This is a genomic window from Tomitella biformata AHU 1821 (assembly GCF_000524475.1).
In the GTDB taxonomy this organism is placed as follows: Bacteria; Actinomycetota; Actinomycetes; order Mycobacteriales; family Mycobacteriaceae; genus Tomitella; species Tomitella biformata.
Genome location: NZ_BAVQ01000072.1, coordinates 29,801 through 52,850 on the forward strand (window position 1 = coordinate 29,801; position 23,050 = coordinate 52,850).

General features: G+C 68.4%; 25 protein-coding genes. 9 read left to right on the plus strand and 16 right to left on the minus strand.

The genetic code is table 11. The annotated features are described in order from the left end of the window. Nucleotides 1-45 precede the first annotated feature (45 nt). The 9 genes from TBIF_RS17455 to TBIF_RS17495 all read right to left on the minus strand — a co-directional run bounded on the left by TBIF_RS17455 (nucleotide 46) and on the right by TBIF_RS17495 (nucleotide 6,913). The gene (locus tag TBIF_RS17455) at nucleotides 46-855 is read right to left on the minus strand and encodes a crotonase/enoyl-CoA hydratase family protein (RefSeq protein WP_024796041.1); all 810 of its coding nucleotides are present in this window, start codon (nucleotides 853-855) and stop codon (nucleotides 46-48) included. Between the two features lie 43 nt (nucleotides 856-898). After that, nucleotides 899-1,336 (minus strand): nuclear transport factor 2 family protein, encoded by a 438-nt coding sequence (locus TBIF_RS17460; RefSeq protein ID WP_038171760.1) that lies wholly within the window; start codon nucleotides 1,334-1,336, stop codon nucleotides 899-901. Nucleotides 1,337-1,376: 40 nt separating this feature from the next. Continuing rightward, nucleotides 1,377-1,886 carry a hypothetical protein gene (locus TBIF_RS17465; protein WP_024796043.1) on the minus strand — a complete coding sequence of 170 codons (510 nt, stop codon included), beginning with the start codon at nucleotides 1,884-1,886 and terminating at the stop codon, nucleotides 1,377-1,379. 22 nt (nucleotides 1,887-1,908) lie between these two features. Then, nucleotides 1,909-2,808: a pseudouridine synthase gene (locus TBIF_RS17470; protein ID WP_024796044.1), complete on the minus strand. Its 900-nt coding sequence runs from the start codon at nucleotides 2,806-2,808 to the stop codon at nucleotides 1,909-1,911. A gap of 96 nt (nucleotides 2,809-2,904) precedes the next feature. Then, nucleotides 2,905-3,396, minus strand: a complete 492-nt coding sequence (locus TBIF_RS17475) for an LGFP repeat-containing protein (RefSeq protein ID WP_024796045.1) — start codon at nucleotides 3,394-3,396, stop codon at nucleotides 2,905-2,907. Nucleotides 3,397-3,528: 132 nt separating this feature from the next. After that, entirely contained in the window at nucleotides 3,529-4,974 is a 1,446-nt protein-coding gene (locus tag TBIF_RS17480) for an amidase (RefSeq protein WP_024796046.1), read from the minus strand. A gap of 11 nt (nucleotides 4,975-4,985) precedes the next feature. Beyond that, a complete protein-coding gene (locus TBIF_RS17485) occupies nucleotides 4,986-5,441 on the minus strand; it encodes an RDD family protein (RefSeq protein ID WP_024796047.1) in 456 nt (151 codons plus the stop codon). Continuing rightward, nucleotides 5,438-6,148 (minus strand): hypothetical protein, encoded by a 711-nt coding sequence (locus TBIF_RS17490; protein WP_024796048.1) that lies wholly within the window; start codon nucleotides 6,146-6,148, stop codon nucleotides 5,438-5,440. Before TBIF_RS17490 ends, TBIF_RS17485 begins: the two co-directional genes overlap by 4 nt. Before the next feature lie 84 nt (nucleotides 6,149-6,232). Then, nucleotides 6,233-6,913, minus strand: a complete 681-nt coding sequence (locus TBIF_RS17495) for a 3'-5' exonuclease (protein WP_024796049.1) — start codon at nucleotides 6,911-6,913, stop codon at nucleotides 6,233-6,235. Nucleotides 6,914-7,116: 203 nt separating this feature from the next. On the opposite strand from TBIF_RS17495, the gene TBIF_RS17500 reads away from it, so the two are divergent. After that, entirely contained in the window at nucleotides 7,117-7,395 is a 279-nt protein-coding gene (locus TBIF_RS17500) for a hypothetical protein (RefSeq protein ID WP_051461628.1), read from the plus strand. Nucleotides 7,396-7,406: 11 nt separating this feature from the next. Here TBIF_RS17500 and TBIF_RS17505 read toward each other — a convergent pair whose 3' ends face one another. Then, nucleotides 7,407-8,243, minus strand: a complete 837-nt coding sequence (locus tag TBIF_RS17505) for a helix-turn-helix domain-containing protein (protein ID WP_038171766.1) — start codon at nucleotides 8,241-8,243, stop codon at nucleotides 7,407-7,409. Between the two features lie 100 nt (nucleotides 8,244-8,343). Here TBIF_RS17505 and TBIF_RS17510 point away from each other — a divergent pair, with 100 nt between their 5' ends. The 4 genes from TBIF_RS17510 (at nucleotide 8,344) to TBIF_RS17525 (ending at nucleotide 12,361) form a co-directional block, all read left to right on the plus strand. Further along, nucleotides 8,344-9,375, plus strand: coding sequence for an ABC transporter substrate-binding protein (locus tag TBIF_RS17510; RefSeq protein ID WP_024796052.1), 1,032 nt, complete (start codon nucleotides 8,344-8,346; stop codon nucleotides 9,373-9,375). A gap of 154 nt (nucleotides 9,376-9,529) precedes the next feature. Further along, on the plus strand, nucleotides 9,530-10,195 hold the full coding sequence (locus tag TBIF_RS17515) for a TetR/AcrR family transcriptional regulator (protein ID WP_051461629.1): 666 nt from the start codon (nucleotides 9,530-9,532) through the stop codon (nucleotides 10,193-10,195). Continuing rightward, a complete protein-coding gene (locus tag TBIF_RS17520; RefSeq protein ID WP_024796054.1) occupies nucleotides 10,192-10,947 on the plus strand; it encodes an SDR family oxidoreductase in 756 nt (251 codons plus the stop codon). The genes TBIF_RS17515 and TBIF_RS17520 overlap by 4 nt, the downstream gene beginning before the upstream one ends. Nucleotides 10,948-10,951: 4 nt before the next feature. Next, nucleotides 10,952-12,361, plus strand: coding sequence for an MFS transporter (locus TBIF_RS17525; RefSeq protein WP_038171768.1), 1,410 nt, complete (start codon nucleotides 10,952-10,954; stop codon nucleotides 12,359-12,361). Here the strand turns inward: TBIF_RS17525 and TBIF_RS17530 are convergent. Next, nucleotides 12,329-13,978 carry an MFS transporter gene (locus tag TBIF_RS17530; protein ID WP_024796056.1) on the minus strand — a complete coding sequence of 550 codons (1,650 nt, stop codon included), beginning with the start codon at nucleotides 13,976-13,978 and terminating at the stop codon, nucleotides 12,329-12,331. The two genes, TBIF_RS17525 and TBIF_RS17530, sit on opposite strands and share 33 nt — an antisense overlap. 344 nt (nucleotides 13,979-14,322) lie before the next feature. Between TBIF_RS17530 and TBIF_RS17540 the strand changes: the two genes are divergently transcribed. The 3 genes from TBIF_RS17540 (at nucleotide 14,323) to TBIF_RS17550 (ending at nucleotide 16,715) form a co-directional block, all read left to right on the plus strand. Continuing rightward, on the plus strand, nucleotides 14,323-15,150 hold the full coding sequence (locus tag TBIF_RS17540) for an alpha/beta fold hydrolase (RefSeq protein ID WP_024796057.1): 828 nt from the start codon (nucleotides 14,323-14,325) through the stop codon (nucleotides 15,148-15,150). A gap of 137 nt (nucleotides 15,151-15,287) precedes the next feature. Continuing rightward, nucleotides 15,288-16,052: an RDD family protein gene (locus TBIF_RS17545; RefSeq protein WP_084611768.1), complete on the plus strand. Its 765-nt coding sequence runs from the start codon at nucleotides 15,288-15,290 to the stop codon at nucleotides 16,050-16,052. Between the two features lie 111 nt (nucleotides 16,053-16,163). Further along, nucleotides 16,164-16,715, plus strand: a complete 552-nt coding sequence (locus TBIF_RS17550; RefSeq protein WP_024796059.1) for a ribonuclease H family protein — start codon at nucleotides 16,164-16,166, stop codon at nucleotides 16,713-16,715. A gap of 10 nt (nucleotides 16,716-16,725) precedes the next feature. On the opposite strand, the gene TBIF_RS17555 is transcribed toward TBIF_RS17550, so the two are convergent. Together TBIF_RS17555 and TBIF_RS17560 are read right to left on the minus strand one after the other, a co-directional pair. Continuing rightward, nucleotides 16,726-17,163 (minus strand): hypothetical protein, encoded by a 438-nt coding sequence (locus TBIF_RS17555; protein WP_024796060.1) that lies wholly within the window; start codon nucleotides 17,161-17,163, stop codon nucleotides 16,726-16,728. Nucleotides 17,164-17,184: 21 nt separating this feature from the next. Beyond that, a complete protein-coding gene (locus TBIF_RS17560; protein WP_024796061.1) occupies nucleotides 17,185-18,333 on the minus strand; it encodes an adenylate/guanylate cyclase domain-containing protein in 1,149 nt (382 codons plus the stop codon). A 200-nt stretch (nucleotides 18,334-18,533) separates the two neighbouring features. On the opposite strand from TBIF_RS17560, the gene TBIF_RS17565 reads away from it, so the two are divergent. Then, entirely contained in the window at nucleotides 18,534-19,289 is a 756-nt protein-coding gene (locus tag TBIF_RS17565; RefSeq protein ID WP_024796062.1) for a DUF6319 family protein, read from the plus strand. A 69-nt stretch (nucleotides 19,290-19,358) separates the two neighbouring features. Here the strand turns inward: TBIF_RS17565 and ilvD are convergent, their stop codons facing one another. The 3 genes from ilvD to TBIF_RS17580 all read right to left on the minus strand — a co-directional run bounded on the left by ilvD (nucleotide 19,359) and on the right by TBIF_RS17580 (nucleotide 22,972). After that, nucleotides 19,359-21,062, minus strand: a complete 1,704-nt coding sequence (gene ilvD / locus TBIF_RS17570) for a dihydroxy-acid dehydratase (RefSeq protein ID WP_024796063.1) — start codon at nucleotides 21,060-21,062, stop codon at nucleotides 19,359-19,361. A gap of 77 nt (nucleotides 21,063-21,139) precedes the next feature. After that, complete coding sequence (trxA, locus tag TBIF_RS17575) at nucleotides 21,140-21,499, minus strand: thioredoxin (protein WP_024796064.1); 360 nt, start codon at nucleotides 21,497-21,499, stop codon at nucleotides 21,140-21,142. 105 nt (nucleotides 21,500-21,604) lie between these two features. Beyond that, nucleotides 21,605-22,972, minus strand: a complete 1,368-nt coding sequence (locus TBIF_RS17580) for an FAD-binding oxidoreductase (protein WP_024796065.1) — start codon at nucleotides 22,970-22,972, stop codon at nucleotides 21,605-21,607. Nucleotides 22,973-23,050: the final 78 nt, after the last annotated feature.

Sequence of the window (23,050 nt, forward strand, 5' to 3'; positions counted from 1 at the left end):
GCGCTGGGTGTGCGCCTCGGGCGATGGGGTGTCGGGTGCTGGGCATCATGTGCTCTCGCCATTGCCGAAGGTTCCGTGGCGGCCGGCGCCGGCCGCGAATTCCGCGGCGCCGCGGGCACCCTCGGCTTCGACGATCGGGATGCCGGCTGCGCCCTCGGCCCGCAGGGCGTCGGCCAGCGGCAGGTCTTGGGAGCGATAGGCAGACGCGCGGTCGGCGAGCATGCACAGCTGGGGGAACGCGGCGAGCTGGCCCGCCAGCTCCTGGGCCGCGCCCAGCGCATCGCCGACGGGGACGACGCGGTTGGCCAGGCCGAACGCGAGGGCCTCCTGCGCGTCGACGGGACGGCCGGTCAGGATCATGTCGAGCGCCCGGCCCTGGCCGATGACGCGGGGCAGGCGCACGGTGCCGCCGTCGATGAGCGGCACCCCCCAGCGGCGGCAGAACACGCCGAAGACGGAGGCCTCCTCGCACACCCGCAGGTCGGCCAGCAGCGCGAGCTCGAGGCCGCCGGCCACGGCATATCCGCTGACGGCGGCGATCAGGGGCTTGGTCAGGGCCATGCGGGTGGGCCCCATGGGGCCGGTGCCGCCGCCCTCAGGATTCAGCTCATGCACCCGCGCCGGGTCGGAGACGGCCGTGAGGTCCGCGCCGGCGCAGAATGTGCCGCCGGCACCCCAGAGGATGGCCACTAGTTGGGAGTCGTCGGCCTCGAACTGTAGGAACACGTCGCGCAGTTGGGCGGCCATGGGGCCGTCGACGGCGTTCTTGCGGTCCGGCCGGTTCATCACGATGGTGGTCACCGGGCCGTCGTGCGTGACGTAGACGTCGGTGGATGGTGATGATCTCTCGGGCACGGCGGAGTCCTCACGGTCGCGGTTACGGTTGTTCCAGGCTGGTTCAGGACCCCAGCAGCGTTGGAGAGTAGGAGCGCTCCTCGCGCCGAGTGTGGATCCGCCAGCCCGCGGCGGTGCGGACGAAGGCGTCGACGTACCAGAAGCCGCAGTGCATCACGAGGGGTTGGCCGGCGTCCCCGGTGGCGATCATCGGGTTGTGACAAATGGTCTTGCCGGTCGCGGTATCGCCGGCGATGGTGATCTTGCTGGTGGAGATCATGTGCTGAAAACCCGCGAAGTTCGGCAGCGCGGCGGCCAGGAACTCCTTGGTGTGCGCCAGATCGCCGCTGCTGCCGCCCATCGCCGTGTAGTCGATGTGCGCGTCGACGGTGAACACGTCGTCCAGGCCGTCCCAGTCCATGGAGTCGACGCAGTGGCAGTACTCCACCAGCAGATCCTGGATCTCGAGACGGTCGGAGAGGTGCTGCAGGGTCATGGTCATCGCAAGATCATGGCACGGTCGGCGGCTGGGCTGAGGGCTATTACGCGAAGGTCTTCCGGGCTGCCGCGATGAACTCGGACTTATGGCCCTGGTAGTTGTCGCTGAAGCCATCCCGGTCCTTGACGCCGTCCATCGCGGAGTGGGTTAAGAACTCGAAAAGCGTTTCCGCGCAAGCCAACACATCCTTGGGCGCACTGAGCCGAAGCTCGTTGTGCAGGCTGGCCAGGGTCAGGATCGACTGCGCCAGCTTGCGCACGCCGGGATTGTCCGATTCGAGCGCGTCCTCCAGCTCCACATCCTCGAGGTCCTTGCGGTCCACGGAGAGGAGGCTGTTGTGCCCGGAGTCGGCGGCCTCGATGAATGCCAGGTAGCTCTCGCGCAGGCCCAGGTCCGGGGCAGTGCCCTCGGTGGGACTCGAGCCCCGGCGGCGGCCGCGGCGGGTGAGCGCCATGGTGGCGAAGACGCCGACCAGCGATCCGATGATGAGTCCAAGAAGCGCACCGGCCCAGAGGGTCGTGTCGGTGTTCAGCAGTGTCACCAGCGAGGTCATGGCGGAAGCGTAGCAATACTGGCTACCAGTACTTGAGGACTCGACCGCTCTCGAACCGGCGCAGGGCGCCCGTTAGCGGATCCTTGAACTCGAGGGACCGCGCTAGCAGCTGCAGAGGATCGGTGAATGTGGTCGGTGCCGCCGCGTCCAAGGTGACGGCGGGGTAGAGGGGATCCCCGAGGATCGGCGCGCCGATGGAATCCAGGTGAACCCGCAATTGGTGCGTCTTGCCGGTGCGAGGGCGCAGGATGAAGCGGTGGTCCGCAACCTGCTCGATATAGGTCTCGGCATTCGGCTCCCCGTCGATTTCCACGGCCTGCAGATTGCCCCGGTCCTTGACCATGCGGCTGCGAAGGAGGAGGGGAAGCTCGACGCGGGGAACTGAATCACTCACGGCCTCATAGATTTTGCGCACGGATTGTCCCGCGAAGAGCTCCTGGTATGGCCGTCGGGCGGCTGGGTTGCAAGTGAACATCAGCACGCCGGCGGTGAGCCGGTCGAGCCGATGGGCCGGTACGAGCAAGGGGTTGTCGAACTGCCGCCGCAGTCGCACCAAGGCGGTCTCCACGACGTGTTGCCCCCGCGGGGTGCTGGCTAGAAAGTGGGGCTTGTCGATCACCAGCAGGTCCGCGTCGTGGTGCAAGATCTCGAGCTCGAACGGCACCGGCGTCTCGGGCGGAGGGTCGCGGTAGAGGTGGATGAAGGCTCCGCCGACCATCGGGGTCGCGTCGGTGATGGGGCAGCCGTGGTCGTCGACCACCTCGCCGGCGCTGACCTTCTCGGCCAGTCGGGCGGCGTCCGTCGGGAAACGGGCCACCAGGTGCTCGAGCACGGTGCCGACGCTGTCGCGGGGCAGCAGAACCCGGCTGGGATTGAGGCCCTCGCGGACGGGGAGGGGGCGACGGGCTTGGGAGCGGCTCACGGCTGGAGCGTAACGCGCTCGGCCGGCCCCAGCATGGTGCGCTGGGGCCGGCCGAGGCGGAAGACGAAGCCAATCCGTCAGTTGACAGCCGAGACGTCAGTTGGTGACGATGTCGGTCTTGCCGTCCTTGTGCGTGACGTGGCCCTTCTGGAAGTCGACCTGCACGCCGCCGTCGGTGTCCTTCGGGTCGTCGGTCGGGTAGCCGAGCGCGTCCAGCCCGCCATTGTCGTTGAACGCGACGAGGATGTCGCCGGAGACGAAGTGCGCACCGGTGGCCGGGCTCCAGAAGATGACGCCGTGCTCGAAGTTCACGAATGCGCCGCCGTCGGGGCCGGACTCCTGCTCGCCGGACGGTGCGCCGAAGTGCCCGACCGGTCCGCCGATTTCCGCGTACTTGTCGGCGATCTCCCTCTGGACCTCGATCTTGCCGTTGGGTCCGTCAAGCGTGGCATCGCTGGTCTGATCGTGGTGGTCGACGGCCTCGCCCGCGTTGTCATGGGTGGTCGTCGCGGCGGCGTTATCGGAGCTGCCGTCGCTCGAGCATCCCGCGAACAGCGCGCCAGCGGCGGCCAGCGCGGTAATCGACACTGCAATCCTACGAGCCTTGATATTCATAGTTCAGAATTCCTCTCCCCAAGTTGGACCACTGTCTTTGTGGTCCTCAGGCGACACGATAGCTGGCGGGTGGGAGGAAAAGCGAAGAATGGACTTTCGGCGGGTCTACATTTGTTGAATTAGGGCGAAGGGCTGTGCCTGCTCTAATTCGAATGCCAACTCCAGTAAAGTGCGCTCGTCGCCGCGGTCGGCCGAGAAATGCATGCCGATGGGCAGCCCCGCACGGGATCGGGCCAACGGCAGTGAGATGGCCGGACCGCCTGACGCGTTGTTGAGCGGGGTGAAGGCCGTGTAGGTGGTGAGCTTGCGGAACAGCTCCTCGTAGCCCTGCTCGGGGGAGAGGAAACCGATCTCGGGAGTCGTGTGGGCGACCACTGGGGACAACACCACGTCGAACTGCTGGAACATCTCCGCGTATTGCCGGTAGGTGCGGCGCAGCCGGTAAAGAACCTGCGGGGTCTTCGCCATTTTCTTGCGATACATCACAGCCAGGCCTTTGCTGAGCGTGTCAGTGTGGTTGCTATTGAAACTGGGCCCGTACATCTGCTTGCCGCCCGTGGCGATAGCGAATGACAGGAACCCCCAGTACACGCTGAAATCCTCGATGAAGGATTCGCCGACGGGGATTGCGGCCTCCTCGACGTGGTGGCCCAGCCCGGCGAGGAGATCGGCGGTGTGGGCGACGGCGGCGCGGGTCTCGCCATCGGTGGGGATGCCGGTGATGGAGTCGACGATGACGCCGATCCGCAGCCGGGTGGCCGCCGGGCCCGCGACCAGACGGACGGGGGCCAGCTTCGGGTTGCGGTAGTAGGCCTCGGCCCCGGCGAAGAACCTGGCGGTGTCCCGGACGGTGCGGGTGAGGACACCCTGGCCGATGATCCTGATCGGCAGCGAACGGTCCGCGTCCTCCAGGACCATGCGCCCGCGGGAGGGCTTGAGCCCGACCAGCCCGCACGCGGCGGCGGGAATGCGGATGGAGCCGCCCCCGTCGTTCGCGTGGGCGATCGGCAGCGCCCCAGCGGCGACCAGGGCCGCGGAGCCGCCCGAGGACGCGCCGGCGGAGTACTCGGGATTCCATGGGTTGCGCACGGGGTCCGCGCCGACGTACTCGGTGGAGGCATTGAACCCGAACTCGGGCAGTCGGCTCTTGCCCAGGTTGACCAAGCCCGTGGACAACAGCTGGCGGGTGAAGGCCCCGTCCTTCTTGGCGGGCCCGGCATCGAGTGCGGCGGAGCCCTGATTGGTGGGCAGGCCCGCGACGTCGATGTTGTCCTTGATGATTGTCGGCACTCCCGCGAATACGCCGGTGTGGGGCTTGTCGGCCTCCGTCAGCGCCCGGTCGTAGGCCGCAAACGCGACGGCGTTCAGGGCGGGCTGCAGGAGTTGTGTCCGCTCGATCGCGGCCTGGGCGACCTCTCGCGCGGACACCTCGCCGGCGGCGATGCGGCGGGCGATCTCGGTGGCGTCGTCGCGGCCGAGCGCGTCGTAGCGGAAGGCGTGGACGTGGGGCTCGGTGCTGCGGGGAGCGGAGCTGGGGGCGTCGGGGCTCATAGGTTCGCAGCCTAAGTGATGTGCTTGGGCTGCCAGTCGTAAACCACGCGGGTCCGAAACACAATGTCGTGGCCGGAGCGGCGCTGGCGATCCACCACGGCCCACAGCAGCCCGACGGGGAAGATGACGCACAGCCAGGCGCGGCCGAAGGCGATGATCCAGCGCAGCTTGGAGGGGGTGGACTTCTCGACGCGGATGCCCATGAGCACCGAGCCGATGGTCCGGCCGGTCATGCCCCAGCATCCGGTCAGGTACACCACCGACAGGGTGAGGAAGCTGACTGAGGAGAGCAGCGCGTGCGGGCTCGGGAACGTGAAGTCCTGCGGGGCGAACATCAGCCGGAAGAAGACCCGGCCCAGGTAGATCCCGCCCATCAGTAGACAGACGACCAACAGGTCGATGCCGGCTGCGAGGAGCCGGGTGACGATGCCCGCGCTGCCGGTGGGCGGGGCGTCGTGGGTGGTCATGCGCCGCCGCCAGACTGGTCAGGATGGGAGTCTCGCCCGAGCAGCCGGTCCACGAATCCGGAGACGGCGGCATCGGCGTCGACCCCGCGGGTGCGCACCCCGCGCACGGCGTCCGTGGACAGCGCGCCGGTGGACTCGCGGATGATCTCGGTGAGGTTCACCCCGTCGATGATCTCGTTCGCGAGCCCGAGCAGGTCTACCTGGTGGACCGCGGCGTCGAGGTCCACGCCGGTGATGATCTTGTCGAGGTCCACCTGATCGAGGACCAGCGTCGTCAGGTCCAACTGCCTGATGACCTGGTGGACCAGCCCGAGCAGGTCGAGCCGGGTGATGATGGCGTCGATGTCGATCTCCGCCGCGATCGCGTCGAGGTCGACGTGCTTTAGCACCAGCCACGTCAGGTCCAGTCTCTCGAGCGCGGCGAGTTCCTCGAAGACCATGGGGACAACGGCGCGCAACAGTTGGCGCGTCAGAGTCTCGGCCAGTGTGCGGGTCCGTTGCGCGACGGCAGTCCCGGTCTCGGCCAGCGCGCCGATTGCGGAGTCGAGGGGAGCCGCGGCCCCGGGCAACCGGCGGGCCAGCTGCCATAGCGGGCCGGCGAACGAGCGGGCAGTGCGTTCGATCCCACCCACGAGGACGGCTGCGGCGCCGACTGCGATGGCGGCAGGCTGGGGGAGTTCCGGGTGCGGCCCGACCTGGCTGGACATGGCGGCCTCCGTTCCGAGGGTGATCTCTAGATCGTAGCCAGCAGGGCAAGGCTCGCTGCGCGCATGGGGCATGGCCGGTGTGGCTCAGCAGCTTTGGCGGATGGGCCACTCTCCGTTGACGTCGGAGGCGTCCTTGCCCTGGCGGGTCAGGTAGGCGGCGAAGTCGCGCTGCCGCTCCGCATGCCAGGCGGTCTGCTCCGAGACGATGTCGAGAGTGGTGATCTGCGGATACTTCGCGGTGAGCGCCCGAACGAGGTGGGCCGCCGCGAGGGCGTCGGCCTCCGCCTCGTGCGAATTCTCCAGCGGGACCCCGTAGTGGGCGCTGACGTCGCCGAGGGTGCGCTTGCCGCGGCGGTACTTGTCCATCTCGCGGTCGATCACGAAGGGGTCCACCACCAGCCCGGGGTCGAGGGGCGTCAGGCCCAGTCGCAGCCCCTCGGCGTTCATCAGCGTGAGGTCGAAGGACGCGTTGAACGCCACGACCATCTGCCCGGCCGCCCACGCCTGGGTCAGCGCGTCCCGGATCTGGCTATATCCGGCGGCGTAGTCCTGGCCGTGTTCGCGGGCGTGCTCGGTGGTGATGCCGTGGACGTTGGTGGCGCCCTGTGGGATATCCGTCTGCGGGTCCAGCAGCCAAGTGCGGGAGGAGATCTCGGTGCCGGTGATCGTCGCGACACAGGCGGTGACGATCCGTGCGTGGGACGGATCAGGTCCGGTGGTCTCGAGATCGAACGCACAGATCGATTGTTCAGACCAGGTGCTCATCGGTGCCTCACTTGCGGTGTGCCGCGGCGGATCCGCGGCGGGGAGTTCGTGTGCGCACCACTGTGCCTTGCTCCTCTGACATTTTCCCCATCGGGCCTGGCCCAGCTATCGCGCATTCCGGCTAGGTTGGGGCGGTGACCACCAAAGACTCGACCGCCAACGATCCAGAGCCGGACTTCGCGCACACCGACCAGGCCGCGCGCATGCGCCGGGAGAAGGCTGTGGAGATCGCGCGGTTCGTGTGGGACCGCGCGATCACCGGGGCGGAGCTGCTGGCTTTGCCCGAGGCGCAGTTGCGGAAGCTCGCGCGCGCGGCGGGGACGCATCCACCGAGCTCGATGGAGACGTGGAATGTGGCCGTCGAGCTACTGGCGGAGAAGGCCGAGTGGGCCCAGCGCAACCCCGGCCATCCCGCGGCGGCGCGGGCCCACGAGGAAGAGCGGATCATGTGGGTCAAGCGCCCGGTGCCGGGCTGGAGCTGACCGTCCGCGCGCTAGTGGCTCTGTGTCGCGTGCGTGCCGGGGGTGTAGCCGTGCTCCTTGGTGAACGCGGCGACAAAGGCCGAGGGACTGGAATACCCGACTCGGTGCGCGACCGCGCCCACCGAGTGCGAGCCGAGCAAGGCCCGGGCCGCGCGCAGGCGCAGGGCGGAGCGGAACTGGGAGAACGGCATCCCGAACTCCCGCGCGAAGTCGCGTTGGAGGGTCTTGACAGATAGGTGCAGCCGTTCAGCCCACTCGTCGAGCCGGGTGTTATCGGCCGGGTCCAGGGCGAGGGTGCGCGCGACGGCGAGTGCGTAGCCGGCACCACCCGACCGGGCCGGGGCTGCTGGGGCCAGCGCCGATGAGACCAGCGCCGACGTGCCCAGGCCCGCCATGATCCGGGTGCGAGCGACGAGCGCAGTCGCCTCGTTCTGGCCGTTGCGGGCGAGCTGCGCGATCAGCTGGGCGGCCTCGTCGTCGACGGTCGCGAGGCTGGCGACATGCGGGGCCAGCGCGGGCGGGACCTGCCGCAGGCAGACGCGGTACACCGTCTGCCAGTCCGGCGCGTGGACCTCGTGCCGAACTCCGCGCGGCGCCCAGAACGCCTCGCCGGGCCCCATGAAGCGCAGATCCGCGCCGGCGCGGGCGGAGAGGATCCCGTCCGGCGACCAGTAGAGCTGATGCAGGAAGTCCTGGCGGCTCTCGCCGAAGTCCAGAGCGCCGGCGGTGCGGTATTTGACCACGAGGATGCCGTCCGGGCGGCCGAGCCCGTAGCCGTGCTCGGTGCAGGATTCGGGATCCGCGCCGAGGTGGGGGACGAGCGTCACCGAAGAGCCTGGCGTCGACATGGTGTGACCTCCTCGCGACACTGAAACCTCACTTAGTGAGGCTAGCCTAACTAGCGGACGGCAGTTGCTGCCGAGGCCCACCCCGAACCGAAGGAACGACATGACGCCTGCTCGACCAATACTGCGGGGACTCGCGATGCTCGCGCTGTCCGCGGCCCTGCTCACGGGGTGCGCGTCCACGGATCCCGGCGGCTCTGAGGGTGGCGCCAGTGGCGGGTATGCCAGCGGCGGGGACGCCGGGGCGACGCGGGTGTTCGCGGCCGACAACGGCGATGTCGCCACCCCGGTGGACCCGCAGCGGATCGTGGCCACCGGCTACGCCGTGCCCGCCCTCATCGAGGCGGACGCCGCTCTCGTGGGTATCTCCTCGTGGGACCGCGGGGTGCCGATGATGACCAAGGTGGACCGGGCCACCTACGAGGGCCTCGACAACGTCGGCGGGGAGCGGGCCGACCTGCTCAATTATGAGGCTGTCGCGCTGGCACAGCCGGACCTCATTATCGTCGGCGTCCCCATCCCCGGCCTGGTAGATGTGGACATGGCTCGGCTGGAGTTGATCGCGCCGGTTGTGGTGCTCGGCCCCACGGTGCCGTCGGCATGGCGCGAGCTGACCCGCCGACAGGCCGACGCGGCCGGTCGGCTGGGCGCGTTTGAGCAGGCCAAGGCCGCATATGACGAGCGGGCAACCGAGTTGCGGGAGAAGTACGGCGCTGCTCTGCGGGGCGCGGAGTTCGCCCATCTGGGTGCGTACGGCGACGTCTCGGCGGGGACATTCCAGCGCGAGTTCGGCGACTCGTGGGGGACCAACATCGCTCAGGACATCGGCGTCGAGTACTACGGCGAGGTCAAGGAGAAGGGCGGCGGCGCGCGCGACGTGGCGGAAACCCCGTCCATGGAGATGATCGTGGAGAGCTTCGCGGCCGCGGACGCCATCACCTACTCGCTCGCGGTCGACGGCTCCGTGCCCGCATCGGTGCAGGCTGTGTTGGACTCCCCGCTGTGGCAGCAGCTGCCGGCGGTGCAGGCGGGCAAGGTCATTCCGCTGCGCTACACGGAGGCCGCGACATACGCGTCGGCGCTGCTGACTCTGGACTCGATCGACGACGCGCTGGCCCCGCTCCGGCAGGACTGAGGCGCACGGTCGCTGGGCCCGCCGGAATTCCCGACGGGCCCAGCTCTGGAGTTGAATCACTATTCAGGTTACGGTGGTGGACGTGTCCCCAGCACACCCCGAGCCCGCAGCAGTCGAGTCGAGCGCGTCCGCGCCGCAGGACTCCGCGCCCTCGATGGTCAGTCCGGCGCTGCTGCACACCCTCCCGGTCACGGAGCGCGGAGTCCGGCGACGCAACGAGCTGATCGACGCGGCCCGCATCGTGTTCGAGCGCGCCGGCTATCTGGAATCGCGCCTCACCGATATCACCCGGCAGGCGGGCTGCGCGACGGGTTCCTTCTACACCTACTTCAACAACAAAGAGGAGATCTTCGCCGCGGTGCTGGACCGCGCCCAGGAGGACATGCTGCACCCCGGGATGGGGCGGGTGCCGGGCGACGATGTGTACGCGGCCCTCGAGGCGGCGAACCGCGCATATCTCCTGGCCTACCGCCGCAACGCCAAGATGATGGCGCTGATGGAGCAGGTCGCCACCATCGACGACGGCTTCCGAGAGCAGCGCCGCCGCAGGGGCCGGGTGTTCATCGAGCGCAACGCGAAGGCGATCGCCGGGCTGCAGGAGCGCGGCCTGGCGGATCCCGAGCTGGATCCCACGCTGGCCTCGCGCGCGCTGTCCTCGATGGTCGACCAGGTCGCCTACAGCGTCTTCGTCGTGGACCGTGCCAGCAAGGTGGGACTAGAGGACCTCGTCCACACCGTCACCCGCATCTGGGCGAACGGTCTGCGAATGACGACCCCCGATAAGCCAAAAATCAGTGCAGACAACCAGGAGGAACTGTGAGTGCTCAGCGAGTAGCCATTGTCACCGGCGCAGCGCGCGGAATCGGCGCGGGCGTCGCCAAGCGGCTGGCGTCCGACGGCATGGCGGTGGCCGTGCTCGACCTCGACGCGGCCCACAGCCAGGTCGTGGTCGATGAGATCACCGCGGCCGGCGGCACGGCCCTGGCGGTCGGCGCGGACGTCTCCGACGAGGCGTCGGTGGCGGCGGCCGTCGAGCTGGTGGCCGAGCAGCTCGGCGCGCCCACGGTGCTGGTCAACAACGCCGGCATCATCCGCGACAACATGCTGTTCAAGATGAGCGTGGACGACTGGGACGCCGTCATGGGCGTGCACCTGCGCGGGGCGTTCCTGCTGGCGCGCGCGACGCAGTCCTTCATGGTCAAGGAGAAGTTTGGCCGGATCGTGAACCTGTCGTCGACCTCGGCGCAGGGCAACCGCGGCCAGGTCAACTACTCCGCGGCAAAGGCTGGCATGCAGGGCTTCACCAAGACCCTCGCCCTGGAGCTCGGCAAGTTCGGCGTCACCGCCAATGCGATCGCGCCCGGCTTCATCGAGACGGAGATGACGCACGCGACGGCGGAGCGGATGGGCGTGGCCTTCGAGGACTTCGAGAAGGCTGTGGCCAGCCAGACTGCCGTCAACCGGATCGGCCAGCCCGAGGACATCGCCCACACCGCGTCGTACCTGTGCAGCGCGGGCGCGGGCTTCGTCTCCGGCCAGGTCATCTACGTCTCCGGCGGGCCCGCGGACTGACCTTTTGGCTACCATTGGGCGAGCGGGCGGCGACCAGATCCCGCTGAGATTGTCCCTGGGCCTCGGCTCGGGCTCAATGCTCCAACCGCTGAACTCGTCGATGATCGCGGTCGCGATCATCGCGATCGCGGATCAATTCGGCTCCATCGACGGCACCGCGTGGGTGATCTCGGGGCTCTACATCGCGACGGCCGTCGTCTCACCCGCGGCGGGCCGGCTCGGCGTGCTGTTCGGGCCCCGCCGGATGTACCTCGCGGGGCTGGCGATCATCGGGGTCGGCTCGATCGTCGGCGCGCTGGCGCCGACGATCGGCTGGCTCATCGCCGCCCGCATCCTCCAGGGCATCGGCACCGCCAGCCAATACCCGACGGCGATGATGATCGTCCGCAACGTCGTGGACCGCACCGGCGGCACCGCGCGCTCTGCTCTCGCAGTGCTGACCATCTGCGCCCAATCGATGGTGGCGCTGGGGCCCACGGTCGGCGGACTGCTCACCGGCATCTTCGGCTGGCAGTCGATCATGTGGGTCAACCTGCCGATGATCGCCATCACCGCGGTCTGGGTGCTGCGCGTCGCCCCGCCCGACGACGGCCCCGCCGCCAGCGAGGAGCACGGGTGGGCCAAGGCGCGGGAGATCCTCATCAAGCTGGACCTGCCTGGCACGGCGCTCTTCCTCGGCGGCATCACCACGACGATGCTGTTCCTGCTGTCGGTCGCGCATCAGCCGCAGTGGGCCCTGGCCCCGGTGATCGTGGTGTTCGGCGGGCTGTTCTGGTGGCGCGAGTGCCGGGCGTCGGCGCCGTTCATCGACGTGCGCACGATTATGCGGAACCGGCCGCTCACGATGACGCTCGGCCGCTCCATGGTCACTTACACCGCGTTCTACCTGGTCTTCTTTGGGCTGCCGCAGTGGCTGCAGGTGAGCCGGGGCCTGTCTGCGTCGCTGGCCGGGGCGCTGATGCTGCCGATCGCGGTGGTCAGCATCGGCTCGACCTTCATCGCGAACAAGATGTATGGCGAGCGGGGGCCGCGGCGCACACTCTTCGTCGGCACCGTCGGCCTCGTGATCAGCGGCGTCATGATCGTCACGCTGCTCAATGACCAGGTGTCGCTGGGGATGATGATCTTGATCGCCGCAGTGCTCGGCATCCCGAACTCGTTCAACAACATGGGCAATCAGAACATCATCAACGCGGTGACCACCCGGGCGGAGATCGGCGTCGGGCTCGGGATGTACCGCACGGTGCAGTACATCGCGGCGAATATCGCCGCCGTGATCATCGAGCTCGCGTGGGCCGACGGCATCAACGACGACGGACTGCGCCGCACCGGCCTCGTGATCACGGGGCTCGGTGCGGCGCTGTTGGTCAGCGTTATCTGCTCACGCTCGCTGCGGAGCCAACGGGTCCGATAGGCCCCCCGCTGACTCTGGGGCATCCGCCTCGAGGGTGTCCGCATTGAGGGCCTCGGAGGTGAGGACCTGTCCGGCGATGGCCTCGGCGACGCCTGACTCCTCGGCCGCAGTGGAGGCGAGCTGCTCGAGGCCGCTCTCGTCACGCAGCTTCACCTCGCGGATGAAGATGATCGCGACGAAGGCCAACACGGAGATGACGGCGGAGACGAGGAAGATCCGCGCGGTGGCGTCGCCGTAGGACGCGCGCACGATCTCCTGGATGGGCCCGGGCAGCTCGTTGAGGTTGTTCAGCCCGGCCGCGCCCATGCCGCCGGTGTCGATGCCGAGGGCGGCGAGGCCCTTCGCGATCAGCGAGGCCACGTGGTTGGACAGCACCGCGCCCAGCACGGACACGCCGGCCGCGCCGCCGAGCGAGCGGAAGAAGGACACCGTCGACGTGGCCGAGCCGAGGTCCTTGGCCGCCACCGTGTTCTGCACCGCCAGCACGAGGTTCTGCATCACGCAGCCCATGCCGAGGCCCAGCACCAGCAGGTATGCGCCGATCAGCACGATGCTGGTGGTGTGGTCGATGGTCGCGAGCAGGAAGAACCCGATCGACATGAACACGGCGCCGCCGACGAGGAAGCCCTTCCAGCGGCCGAACTTGGTGATCAGCGCGCCGGAGACGCCAGAGCTGATCATCGAGCCGAGGATCATGGGCAGGGACAGCAGCCCGGCGATGGTGGGCGAGTAGCCGCGCGAGATCTGGAAGTACTGGCCGAGGAAGACCGCGCTGCCGAACAGTGCCACGCCCACCGAGATGCTGGCGATCGTGGCCAGGGTGGTGGTGCGGTCCCGGAACAGGTGCAGCGGGATGATCGGCTCGGCGGCCTTGGACTCGACGAACACGGCCAGCGCGAGTACGAGGATGGAGCCGATGACCAGGGCGAACGACAACGCTGACGTCCACTCGAAGCTCTTGCCCGCGAGGGTGACCCAGATCAGCAGGACGCTCACGCCGGCGGCGATCAGGGTCGCGCCGAGGTAGTCGATCTGGACCTTGCGGCGCACGATGGGCAGGTTCAGGGTGCGCTGGATGACGAGCATCGCGACGACGGCGAGCGGGACGCAGGCGAAGAACGTCCAGCGCCAGCCGAGCCAGCTCGTGTCGACGATGACGCCGCCGATGAGCGGTCCGGCGATGGTGGCGACGGCCATAACCGCGGCGATCGGGCCCTGGTAGCGGCCGCGCTCACGCGGGCTGAACATCGCGGCGATAACGATCAGGACCAACGCCTGCAGGCCGCCCAGTCCGAGGCCCTGGATGACGCGGGCACCGATCAACATCGGCACGGTGTGGGAGAAGCCGGCGAGCACGGACCCGAGGGTGAAGACCGCCAGCGCCAGCTGGACCAGCAGCTTCTTGCTGACTAGGTCCGAGAACTTGCCCCAGATGGGGGTCGTGGCGGTGGATGCCAGCAGCGTGGCGACGACCACCCAGGTGTACTGGTCCTGCGTGCCGTGCAGCGCCGGGATGATGACGGGCAGCGCGTTCGAGACGATGGTCGACGACAAGAACGCGACGAACATGCCGAGCAGCAGTCCAACGAGAGCCTCGATGCGCTGGCGATGCGTCATGGTCTCGATAGACATCGGGGACCCGGTGGGCTCGGGGGACGTGGCCGGAGGCGAGGCTTCGGCCTCGGTGTTCTTCATGATGCTCCTGGAGCTTCGGGATTCCCTCGAGAGCGGGGAAATTTAAGAACCGGACCCGGGTGCGGGAGAGGCGAGGCAGCGAGATTGTTTGCACTCTGCAAGTAAATTCGCGACAGTGAAACATTAGGGATTTGATTGCGTCCGCGCAAGCAATTTAGGTGTGATGATCGCCGCAGTGCAGACACCCCGGCTGTGTCCGGGCTAGTTGTCGCACCGAGTGTGCGATAGGGCGCTCAGAATCGCGACCGGTCCGCGAGACTGGAGCGATGGACCCACAGACGCTCCGCATCGGCGAGATCGAGTTCGAGATCGAGTTCGACGGCCCTGCGGACGGCACGCCTGTCCTGCTGCTGCACGGCTTCCCGGAGACCGCGGCGTGTTGGCGGCCGGTGGCCGAGCTGCTCGTCGGGCACGGCATCCGCACCATCGCTCCCAACCAGCGCGGATACTCCCCTGGTGCGCGGCCCCTCGTCGTGGCCGAGTACGCGATGGAGCTCCTGGTCGCGGACGTGATCGGGCTGCTCGACGCGCTGGGTCTGGCGCAGGTGGATCTCGTCGGGCATGACTGGGGCGCCGCGGTGGCCTGGGCCGTGGCCAGCATGCGCCCCGACCGCATCCGGAGCCTGACGACGCTCTCGACCCCGCACCCGGCAGCGTTCGGGCGGGCGCGCTCGCGGGACGGGGAGCAGCGGTCGAAGTCGTCGTATATCGACCTGTTCCGAGAAGCGGGGACGGCCGAGCGGCTGCTGCTCGACGACGGTGCGCGTCAACTCCGCGCGGTGTTCGGGGATGAGGTGGCGGCGGAGCTCGTCGAGGAGCATATCGCCACACTGACCGAGCCGGGTGCGCTGACCGCGGCGCTCAATTGGTATCGGGCGATGGGGCGATGGGCTGGCGACGACGCGCCGATCGCGGTGCCGACCACCTATATCTGGGGTGCGCACGATGTGGCCATCGGTCGGATGGCTGCCGAGGGGTGCGGGGAGTTCATCGCCGCGCCATACCGGTTCATCGAGGTGCCCGACGCGGGGCACTGGCTGCCGGAGACCCAGGCGGGGGTCGTCGCATCCGCGATCCTCAAGTCTCTGGGCTGAGGGGAAGCGCTGCCGGAGTTTGCCGGGACAATAATCCCTTCCTCAAGCAGTGGCCCGGGACACATTGGTAGCGTAATGAGGCTACTGTCAATCCACTGGGCGCAGCGATGTGGCTGGGCCGTGATGATGGAGGAATCATGACTTCCGGACCGAATGATCCCAACGTGCCCGGCACCCCTGATCCCTATCCCGGCGGAGTTCCTCAGCCGGGCGCCCCGGGAGCCGGCGCGCCGCAACCCGGTGGGCCGCAGCACCAAGCGCCCCAGTACGGGGCACCGCAGTACGGGGCCCCGCAGCATGGCGCCCCTCAATATCAGGCACCCCAGTATCAGGCCCCGCAGTACGGCGGCCAGCAGCCACATCCCTCGGGAATGAACCAGATGGCGGGAGCGGGGCGCCCGGCGGATCTGGGCATACGCTTCGGCGCGCGAATCCTGGACGGGATCATCGTCGGGATTCCCGTGGCCATCGTGTGGACGATCCTGCTCGTGATCGGCGGGGTCACGGGCTCGGTGGGATCATGGTTCTTCGGCGTGCTCGCCTCGGTCGTCGCGCTTGTCGCGGTCATGGGCTATTTCGCCTGGCTGGAGGCCAATAAGGGGCAGACTCTCGGCAAGCAGATCTGCAAATTGCGGACCGAGGGGCCGAACGGCGGCAACCCGACGATGGAGCAGGCGGTCAAGCGCAACGCCTTCTACCTGTTCGGGTTGGGCGGATCGCTGATCAGTGCGGTGTTGAGCATCGGATTCTTGTGGATTATCGGGTCGATCATCTCCTTCATCGCCGGCCTGGCCGGGCTCGCAGCGATCATCATCATCGCGGTGACCATCAACTCCAGCCCCACGAAGCAGGGCAAGCACGATGAGTTTGCCGGTGGCACAAAGGTTGTCACCACCGGATAGTTCGGCCATAACGCCGGTCACAGCACACGCCCGCGGCGTGCGCGGTGGCCGGCGTAGTCATGTGGTTGGCGGGTTGGCACCGGAGTCCTGCTACGCCGTATGGTCTAGTGCGTGATCATGGTCAGCACGGACGGCTCTTGTTTACGCAATCCCGGCGGCGCAATCGGGTGGGCATGGGTGAACCATGAAGGCGAGTCGAAGTCGGGTGGTGAATCCAGCGGCACCAACCAGATCGCGGAGTTGCGCGCGCTGCTCGAGGCCGTGAAGGCACACCCCGGCGACGAGCCGCTGATGATCGAATCCGATTCCCAGTACGCCATCAAATGTGCCAGTGAGTGGCTGCCGGGCTGGAAGCGCAAGGGCTGGAAGACGGCCGGCGGCGCACCGGTCAAGAACCTGGAGCTGGTGCAGGCCATCGATAAGGCGATCACCGGGCGGACCGGCCCCGTGCGGTTCCGCTGGGTGCGCGGCCACGTGGGGAACCACTACAACGAGATCGCCGACCAGTTGGCGGGCGAGGCCGCGCGTGCGGTCAAGGCGGGCAAGCCCGCACCGGCCGTTTCCTCCCCGGCCGCACTCGTCGTCACTGCTCCAGCCCTGGCGGCCAAGTCGCCGATCGCCGCGCCGGCCGCCGAGCCCGACGACGAATTCACCCTGTTCTAGCTTCTCGGGCCTAGAAGAACTGCCCGTTCACGAACCCCGCGACCAGCACTGCGGAGCCGCCGATCTCCCCGGCGATCAGCGCGAACATGAACGCATGGGTGCCGCCGACGGGATGGGCGAACTGGTTGTCGGTGTCCTTGAGGAATCCGTGCGCGGTGTAGCTGACGATGGCCCCGACAAAGAAGAAGACGACCACCAGCATGGCGATCATGTTGACGGCCGTGGGCCAGCCGCTGAGCTCCACGAAGGCGGCCAGCAGCAGTGTCGCGAACGAGTACATCAGGGCTGCCCGATGAGCGATATCGACGTAGGGGTGCGCCAGGTGGTTCTCCGACGTCGCCATCTGCTGGTACTTCCACACCCCCAGCGCGAGGGCCCACAGGAAGATCAGCCCCGCGAGTAACAGGGTGACGCGGGTGTCCACACCCAACTCGGCGACGGTGTCCATCGTGTCTAGTCTTCCCCTCTTCTATTCGGCAACGTCGCCGCGCTCAGGATGTTTGCGGTGGCGCAACAGGTGTGGCCGCAGCTTGGAAAACCCGCGCACCTTGAGCGGGCGCAGCGATCTCGTTTCGACGGCGCCGTCCTCGGAGAGGGCGTCGTTCAAGGCGTTGTCGATCAGGACCGTGCCGGGCTTGGCAGAGCTGGTGAGCCGGGCCGCGATGTTGACGACGGAGCCGAATGCGTCGCCGAAGCGGAGCAGCACCGGGCCGTACGCCATGCCCACGCGGATCATCGGCAGGTCGTCGAGGCTTTTGATCGCGTCCTGCAGTGCGAGGCCGATCGCCGCCGCGTCGTCCGGGTTGGTGACCGCGAACATGACCTCGTCGCCGAGGTTCTTGATGATCCAGCCGTGGTTCTCCGCGATGACCCGGGTGGCGGTCGACTCGAAGTCCTCGAGGAGGTCGGTCAGACTGCCGACGTCGATGCGCCGCGTGAGATGCGTGTAGCCGACCATGTCCGCGAAGCCGATGGCGAGCAGCTGCGTCTCGTTGGAGTCGGAGGCCCGCACGACCGTGCGCTCGACGGCGGCAGCCAGATGCCTGCGCCACACATGGGTCTGCAGCGACTGCATGAGCGGAAGCATGAACTCCGTTGCGCGGTGCACGGAGTCGACGACGAACTCCTCCGCGAACTGCACCTGGCCGTCGTCAGGCTGGTTGGCGAGCAGCTCCTGGCCGAGATGCCGGATCATCAGCGACACCTGCCACTCCGCCATCCGGGACATCGCCTGGGCCGTCGCGCGGACCATCGCCCCCTCGATGTCCGTGGTGAGCACGCCGATCTGGGCCAGCTGGGAAAGGCCGCGCAGAGCCTCGACGTCGGCGTCCGTGTAGTTGCGCTCGGTGGGATCGGGGCTGATCGCGAAGCCCATCGCGGTCCACAGCGCGGCCGTGTGCTCGAGGCTGACGCCGGTGAGCTCGGAGACTTCGTCCCGCGTGTACTTGCGCTCGCCGCCGAGCAGCGCCATCTCGGCCTCCCTCCGGACCCGGTCCAGCAGCTCGGGGGACAGCCGTGATTGGACCTCGCGGTTGACATCGTGCTGCTCGCTGATCCGGACGGCACTCTTGATAGCCAGGCCGTCCGGACTGGGCTCCGCTGAAGGGTCGGGGGCCACGACGCTCCTTCACTGCGGTCGGCGGGCTGTTGGTGCGAATACTAGTCGGTGGCACACGTGGCGCAACCGCGATCGAGCCACTTGCGCCGAATTATCGGCGCTGCGGGTGGTCTGCGGCGGTCGATGTCCGCTGGTGAGTTGTGCGGTCGTGTCCGAGCAGTGTGGGACAGTGGTGCATTGTCGATTGGAAGGAATCACCCATGGCTTCGGGCACGCCGGCTGGACCGGTCAATGCGTCGTTGAGCAACGAGGAGTTGGCGCTGCTTGCGGCGGGGCTCACCGAGAACAAGCGGCCGACTGTCTATCTGCGAGAGGCGATCCCGAGCCTGGGGCTGCCGGAAGGCAGTTCCGCGCGGGTGGTGTCGATCAGTGGACGCTCGCTCACTGTGAAGCCGCGGGGGGTGGCCGACGAGCTGCCGTTCGAAGCCGACGAGGTGCGGTTCACCCGCAAGGCGCCGGCCCCTGCCAAGCGCGCGCCGCGGAAGGCTCCGGCGAAGGCCGCGACGGTGAAGGTTCCCGCAGCCAAGGTGCCTGCCGCGAAGGTGCCTGCCGCGAAGGTGCCGGCTGCCAAGGCCGCACCCATTGCGGCGAAGGCCCCCGTGGCCCCCGCCTCCGCGCCGGTTGTCCTGCCGGAGTCAACGCCGGTAAAGGCTGTCCCGGTGAAGGCCACCCGAGCCCGCCGCGGCCCCGCCTCGGTGAGCGTGATCATCGAGGGGACCGCCGACAACGAGTGGACGGTGTCGGTGCTGCGCGGGGCGAAGCGGGTGGGCAAGCAGGCGTCAGTGCCCGCCGACGCAGTGGGCCGGGCGGTGACCGCACTGGGCGGTACCGCGTCCGTCGAGGTGTCCGGGCTGCTGAACGCGGCCCGCGAGCAGGCGGAGCAGCGTGTCGCGGACCTCGCCCGCCAATTGGAGGAGGCGCAGCGGGCGCTGAAGTCGTTGGAGTCGGGCGCGTAGCTGGCCCCATGCCGCTTTCGCGGACGAATTGTCAATTCGTCCGCGAAGCCGGACGGGAAGGGCCGGAGGCTAGCCGCAGACGGCCCCCACCGACGCGGACTGCACCAGCTTCACGTACTTGGCCAGCACACCGCGGGTGTAGCGCGGGGGCAGCGGCTCCCAGCCCTCGCGCCGGGCCGCCAGTTCGGCCTCGTCGACGATGAGGTCCAGCGTCCCGCGGGAGACATCCAGCTCGATGCGGTCGCCGTCGCGGATGAACGCGATCGGCCCGGCGTCCACAGACTCGGGCGCGATGTGGCCGACGCACAGTCCGGTGGTGCCGCCGGAGAAGCGCCCATCGGTGAGCAGCAGGACGGTCTTGCCCAGCCCCGCGCCTTTGATGGCGGCGGTGATGGCGAGCATCTCGCGCATGCCGGGCCCGCCCTTGGGCCCCTCGTAGCGGATGACGACGACGTCGCCCGCGGTGATGGTGCCGTCCTCGAGGGCATCGAGGGCGGCGCGCTCGCGGTCGAAGACGCGGGCGGTGCCGGCGAACACGGAGTCGTCGAAGCCAGCGGACTTGACGACTGCGCCGTCCGGGGCCAGGGAGCCCTTGAGGATGGTGATGCCGCCGGTCGGGTGGATGGGGGAGTCCATCGCGCGCAGCACCGCGCCGTCCGGGTCCGGCGGGTTGATCTCGGCGAGGTTCTCGGCGAGCGTCTTGCCAGTGACGGTGAGGCAGTCGCCGTGCATGAGGCCCGCGTCGAGCAGCGCCTTCATGACTACGGGGACACCGCCCTCGCGGTCGACGTCGAGCATCACGTGCTGGCCGAACGGTTTGACGTCCGCGAGGTGCGGGACCTTCTCGCCGATCCGGGTGAAGTCGTCGAGGGTGAGGTCGACCTCCGCCTCGTGGGCGATGGCAAGCAGGTGCAGGACCGCGTTGGTGGAGCCGCCGTATGCCATGACCACGGCGATCGCATTCTCGAAGGCCTTCTTCGTCATGATGTCGCGGGCGGTGATGCCAGCCGCGATGAGTTTGACGACGGCCTCGCCGCTGCGCCGGGCGAAGCCGTCGCGGCGCCGGTCGGAGGCGGGCGGGGCGGCGCTGCCGGGCAGGGACATGCCGAGGGCCTCGGCGACGCAGGCCATGGTGTTCGCGGTGTACATGCCGCCGCACGCGCCCTCGCCGGGGCAGAAGGTGCGCTCAATTGTGTCGACGTCCTTGCGGCTCATCAGTCCGCGCGAGCAGGCGCCGACGGCCTCGAACGCGTCGATGATGGTGACCTCGCGCTCGGTGCCGTCCTCCATCTTCGCGATGCCGGGCAGCGTGGAACCGGCGTACATGAACACGTTGGCCAGGTCCAGGCGGGCGGCCGCCATCAGCATGCCGGGCAGGGACTTGTCACAGCCGGCGAGGAGCACGGAGCCGTCGAGGCGCTCGGCCTGCATGACGGTCTCGACGCTGTCCGCGATGACCTCGCGGGAGACGAGGGAGAAGTGCATGCCCTCATGGCCCATCGAGATGCCGTCGGAGACGGAGATGGTGCCGAACTCGAGGGGATAGCCGCCGGCGGCGTGCACGCCGTCCTTGACCGCGGTCGCGAGCCGGTCGAGGGATAGATTGCAGGGGGTGATCTCGTTCCACGACGAGCCGACGCCGATCTGGGATTTCACCCAATCGGCGTCGCCCATGCCAACGGCCCGGAGCATTCCGCGGGCGGCGGTCTTCTCCAGGCCGTCGGTGACATCTCGACTGCGCGGCTTAACATCGGCATTGCGCTCTTCGGTCATGAGTGGCCCTTTGGCTCGGCGAACGGACTGTTATCCACCAGCCAACCCCTAGCAGGGGCAATAGAGCAAGACGGAGGTCAGGCCTCGGTGGCGAGCTGCTTGCGCACCTCGGCCATATCCAGGCCCTTGACCTGCTCAACGAGCTGCTCGAACTGAGTCGGGGGCAGCGCGCCGGCCTGCGAGAACACGAGCACGCCCTCGCGGAAGGCCATCAGCATGGGGATCGAGGAGATGTTGGCGGCCTGCGCCAGGCCCTGCTCGGCCTCGGTGTCGACCTTGCCGAACACGATGTCCTCGTGCTTGGTGGACGAGGCCTCGAAGGTGGGGGCGAACTGGCGGCACGGGCCGCACCAGGCCGCCCAGAAGTCGACGAAGACGATGTCGTTCTCGGAGATCGTCTGCTCAAAAGTCGTTGCGGTCAGGTCAACGGTGGCCATGGAGCCGCTCCATTCGGTAGATATTGGGTCAGGTGGCAGCCACGTGGTCAGACGCCGCCCCTCACAAGATCACAACAGATGATGCGCTGCCATCATTCCCCACCCCTAGAACACAGCGCCCGGATTGAGTAGGTTTCGCGGGTCGAGGGCGTCCTTGATCCGCTGGTTCAGCGCCATCTCGTCCGGCCCGAGGTAGGCGGGCAGCCAGTCCTTCTTCATCCGGCCGACGCCGTGCTCGCCGGTGATGGTGCCGCCGAGCCCGATGGCCAGCTCCATGACCTCGCCGAATGCCAGGTGGGCGCGCGCGGCGACGTCGGGGTCGTGGGGGTCGGACACAATCAGCGGGTGGGTGTTGCCGTCCCCGGCGTGCGCGACGACGGCGATGGTGACCCCGCGGCGCTCCGCGATCTCCGCGATGCCGGTCACCAGCTCCGGCAGGTGCGTCATGGCCACGCCGACATCCTCGAACAGGAGCTCGCCAAGGGCCCCGACGGCGGGGAACGCGGCGCGGCGGGCGGCGCAGAACGCCTCGCCCTCCGCGGGGTCGTCGGTGCTGAAGATCTCGGTGGCGCCGTTCGCCTCGCAGGCCGCGACCATCTCCGCGAGCTCGTGGGAGCAGTGCGCGCCGGCCGCGTCGGACTGCGCGATCAGCATGGCCTCCGCGGTGCGGTCCAGGTCCATTTTCAGGTAGTCGTCGACCGCGATGATGGAGACCTTGTCCATGAACTCGAGCATCGCGGGCCGCATCGTGGCGGTGATCGCCAGGACCGCGTCGGCCGCCTCCTGCAGGGTGGCGAACGACGCGACCATCGTCTGCGCGGGTGGCTGCGCGGGCATCAGCCGCAGCGTGATCTCGGTGACGATGCCGAGCGTGCCCTCGGAGCCGACGAACAGCTTGGTCAGCGACAGCCCGGCGACGTCCTTGAGCCGCGGCCCGCCCAGGCGCACCAGGGTGCCGTCGGCGAGCACCACGTGCAGGCCCAGCACGTAATCGGTGGTGACGCCGTACTTCACACAGCACAGCCCGCCGGCGTTGGTGGCGATGTTGCCTCCGATGGAGCAGATCTCGAACGAGGATGGATCCGGCGGGTACCACAGACCATGCTCGGCGACAGCCGCCTTGACCTCGGCGTTGAGCAGGCCGGGCTGCACGACGGCGGTGCGGGTGGCCGGGTCGACCGAGATCGCGCGCATCCTCTCCAGGCTCAGCACGAGGCCGCCGTCGACGGCGCTGGCGCCGCCGGAAAGACCGGTCCCGGCGCCGCGGGGCACCACCGGCACGCCGTGCTCGTGGGACCAGCGCATGACGGCCTGGACATCCTCGGTGCAGGTGGCGCGGACGACGGCGAGCGGCTGCCCGGCATCAGGCTGCTTGGCCCAGTCCTGCCGGTAGCCGGCGGTGACGTCGGGCTCGGTGAGCACGGATTTCGCCGGCAGCGCGGCGATCAGGGAATCGAGGCGGGGGTCGGTCATGCCAGCTCCTTGTGTTCTGTGTTGCAGCTAGAGTGGCAGATCCGTGGCGCCGCGGCGTGAAGTGGGTCACGATGGAGC

Coding starts and splice junctions, on each gene's coding strand:
- TBIF_RS17460 (WP_038171760.1), bottom strand. CDS start 1,336: ATGACCATGACCCTGCAGCACCTCTCCGACCGTCTCGAGATCCAGGAT.
- TBIF_RS17465 (WP_024796043.1), bottom strand. CDS start 1,886: ATGACCTCGCTGGTGACACTGCTGAACACCGACACGACCCTCTGGGCC.
- TBIF_RS17480 (WP_024796046.1), bottom strand. CDS start 4,974: ATGAGCCCCGACGCCCCCAGCTCCGCTCCCCGCAGCACCGAGCCCCAC.
- TBIF_RS17485 (WP_024796047.1), bottom strand. CDS start 5,441: ATGACCACCCACGACGCCCCGCCCACCGGCAGCGCGGGCATCGTCACC.
- TBIF_RS17490 (WP_024796048.1), bottom strand. CDS start 6,148: ATGTCCAGCCAGGTCGGGCCGCACCCGGAACTCCCCCAGCCTGCCGCC.
- TBIF_RS17495 (WP_024796049.1), bottom strand. CDS start 6,913: ATGAGCACCTGGTCTGAACAATCGATCTGTGCGTTCGATCTCGAGACC.
- TBIF_RS17500 (WP_051461628.1), top strand. CDS start 7,117: ATGCGCCGGGAGAAGGCTGTGGAGATCGCGCGGTTCGTGTGGGACCGC.
- TBIF_RS17505 (WP_038171766.1), bottom strand. CDS start 8,243: ATGTCGACGCCAGGCTCTTCGGTGACGCTCGTCCCCCACCTCGGCGCG.
- TBIF_RS17510 (WP_024796052.1), top strand. CDS start 8,344: ATGACGCCTGCTCGACCAATACTGCGGGGACTCGCGATGCTCGCGCTG.
- TBIF_RS17515 (WP_051461629.1), top strand. CDS start 9,530: ATGGTCAGTCCGGCGCTGCTGCACACCCTCCCGGTCACGGAGCGCGGA.
- TBIF_RS17530 (WP_024796056.1), bottom strand. CDS start 13,978: ATGACGCATCGCCAGCGCATCGAGGCTCTCGTTGGACTGCTGCTCGGC.
- TBIF_RS17540 (WP_024796057.1), top strand. CDS start 14,323: ATGGACCCACAGACGCTCCGCATCGGCGAGATCGAGTTCGAGATCGAG.
- TBIF_RS17545 (WP_084611768.1), top strand. CDS start 15,288: ATGACTTCCGGACCGAATGATCCCAACGTGCCCGGCACCCCTGATCCC.
- TBIF_RS17555 (WP_024796060.1), bottom strand. CDS start 17,163: ATGGACACCGTCGCCGAGTTGGGTGTGGACACCCGCGTCACCCTGTTA.
- TBIF_RS17565 (WP_024796062.1), top strand. CDS start 18,534: ATGGCTTCGGGCACGCCGGCTGGACCGGTCAATGCGTCGTTGAGCAAC.
- ilvD (WP_024796063.1), bottom strand. CDS start 21,062: ATGACCGAAGAGCGCAATGCCGATGTTAAGCCGCGCAGTCGAGATGTC.
- trxA (WP_024796064.1), bottom strand. CDS start 21,499: ATGGCCACCGTTGACCTGACCGCAACGACTTTTGAGCAGACGATCTCC.
- TBIF_RS17580 (WP_024796065.1), bottom strand. CDS start 22,972: ATGACCGACCCCCGCCTCGATTCCCTGATCGCCGCGCTGCCGGCGAAA.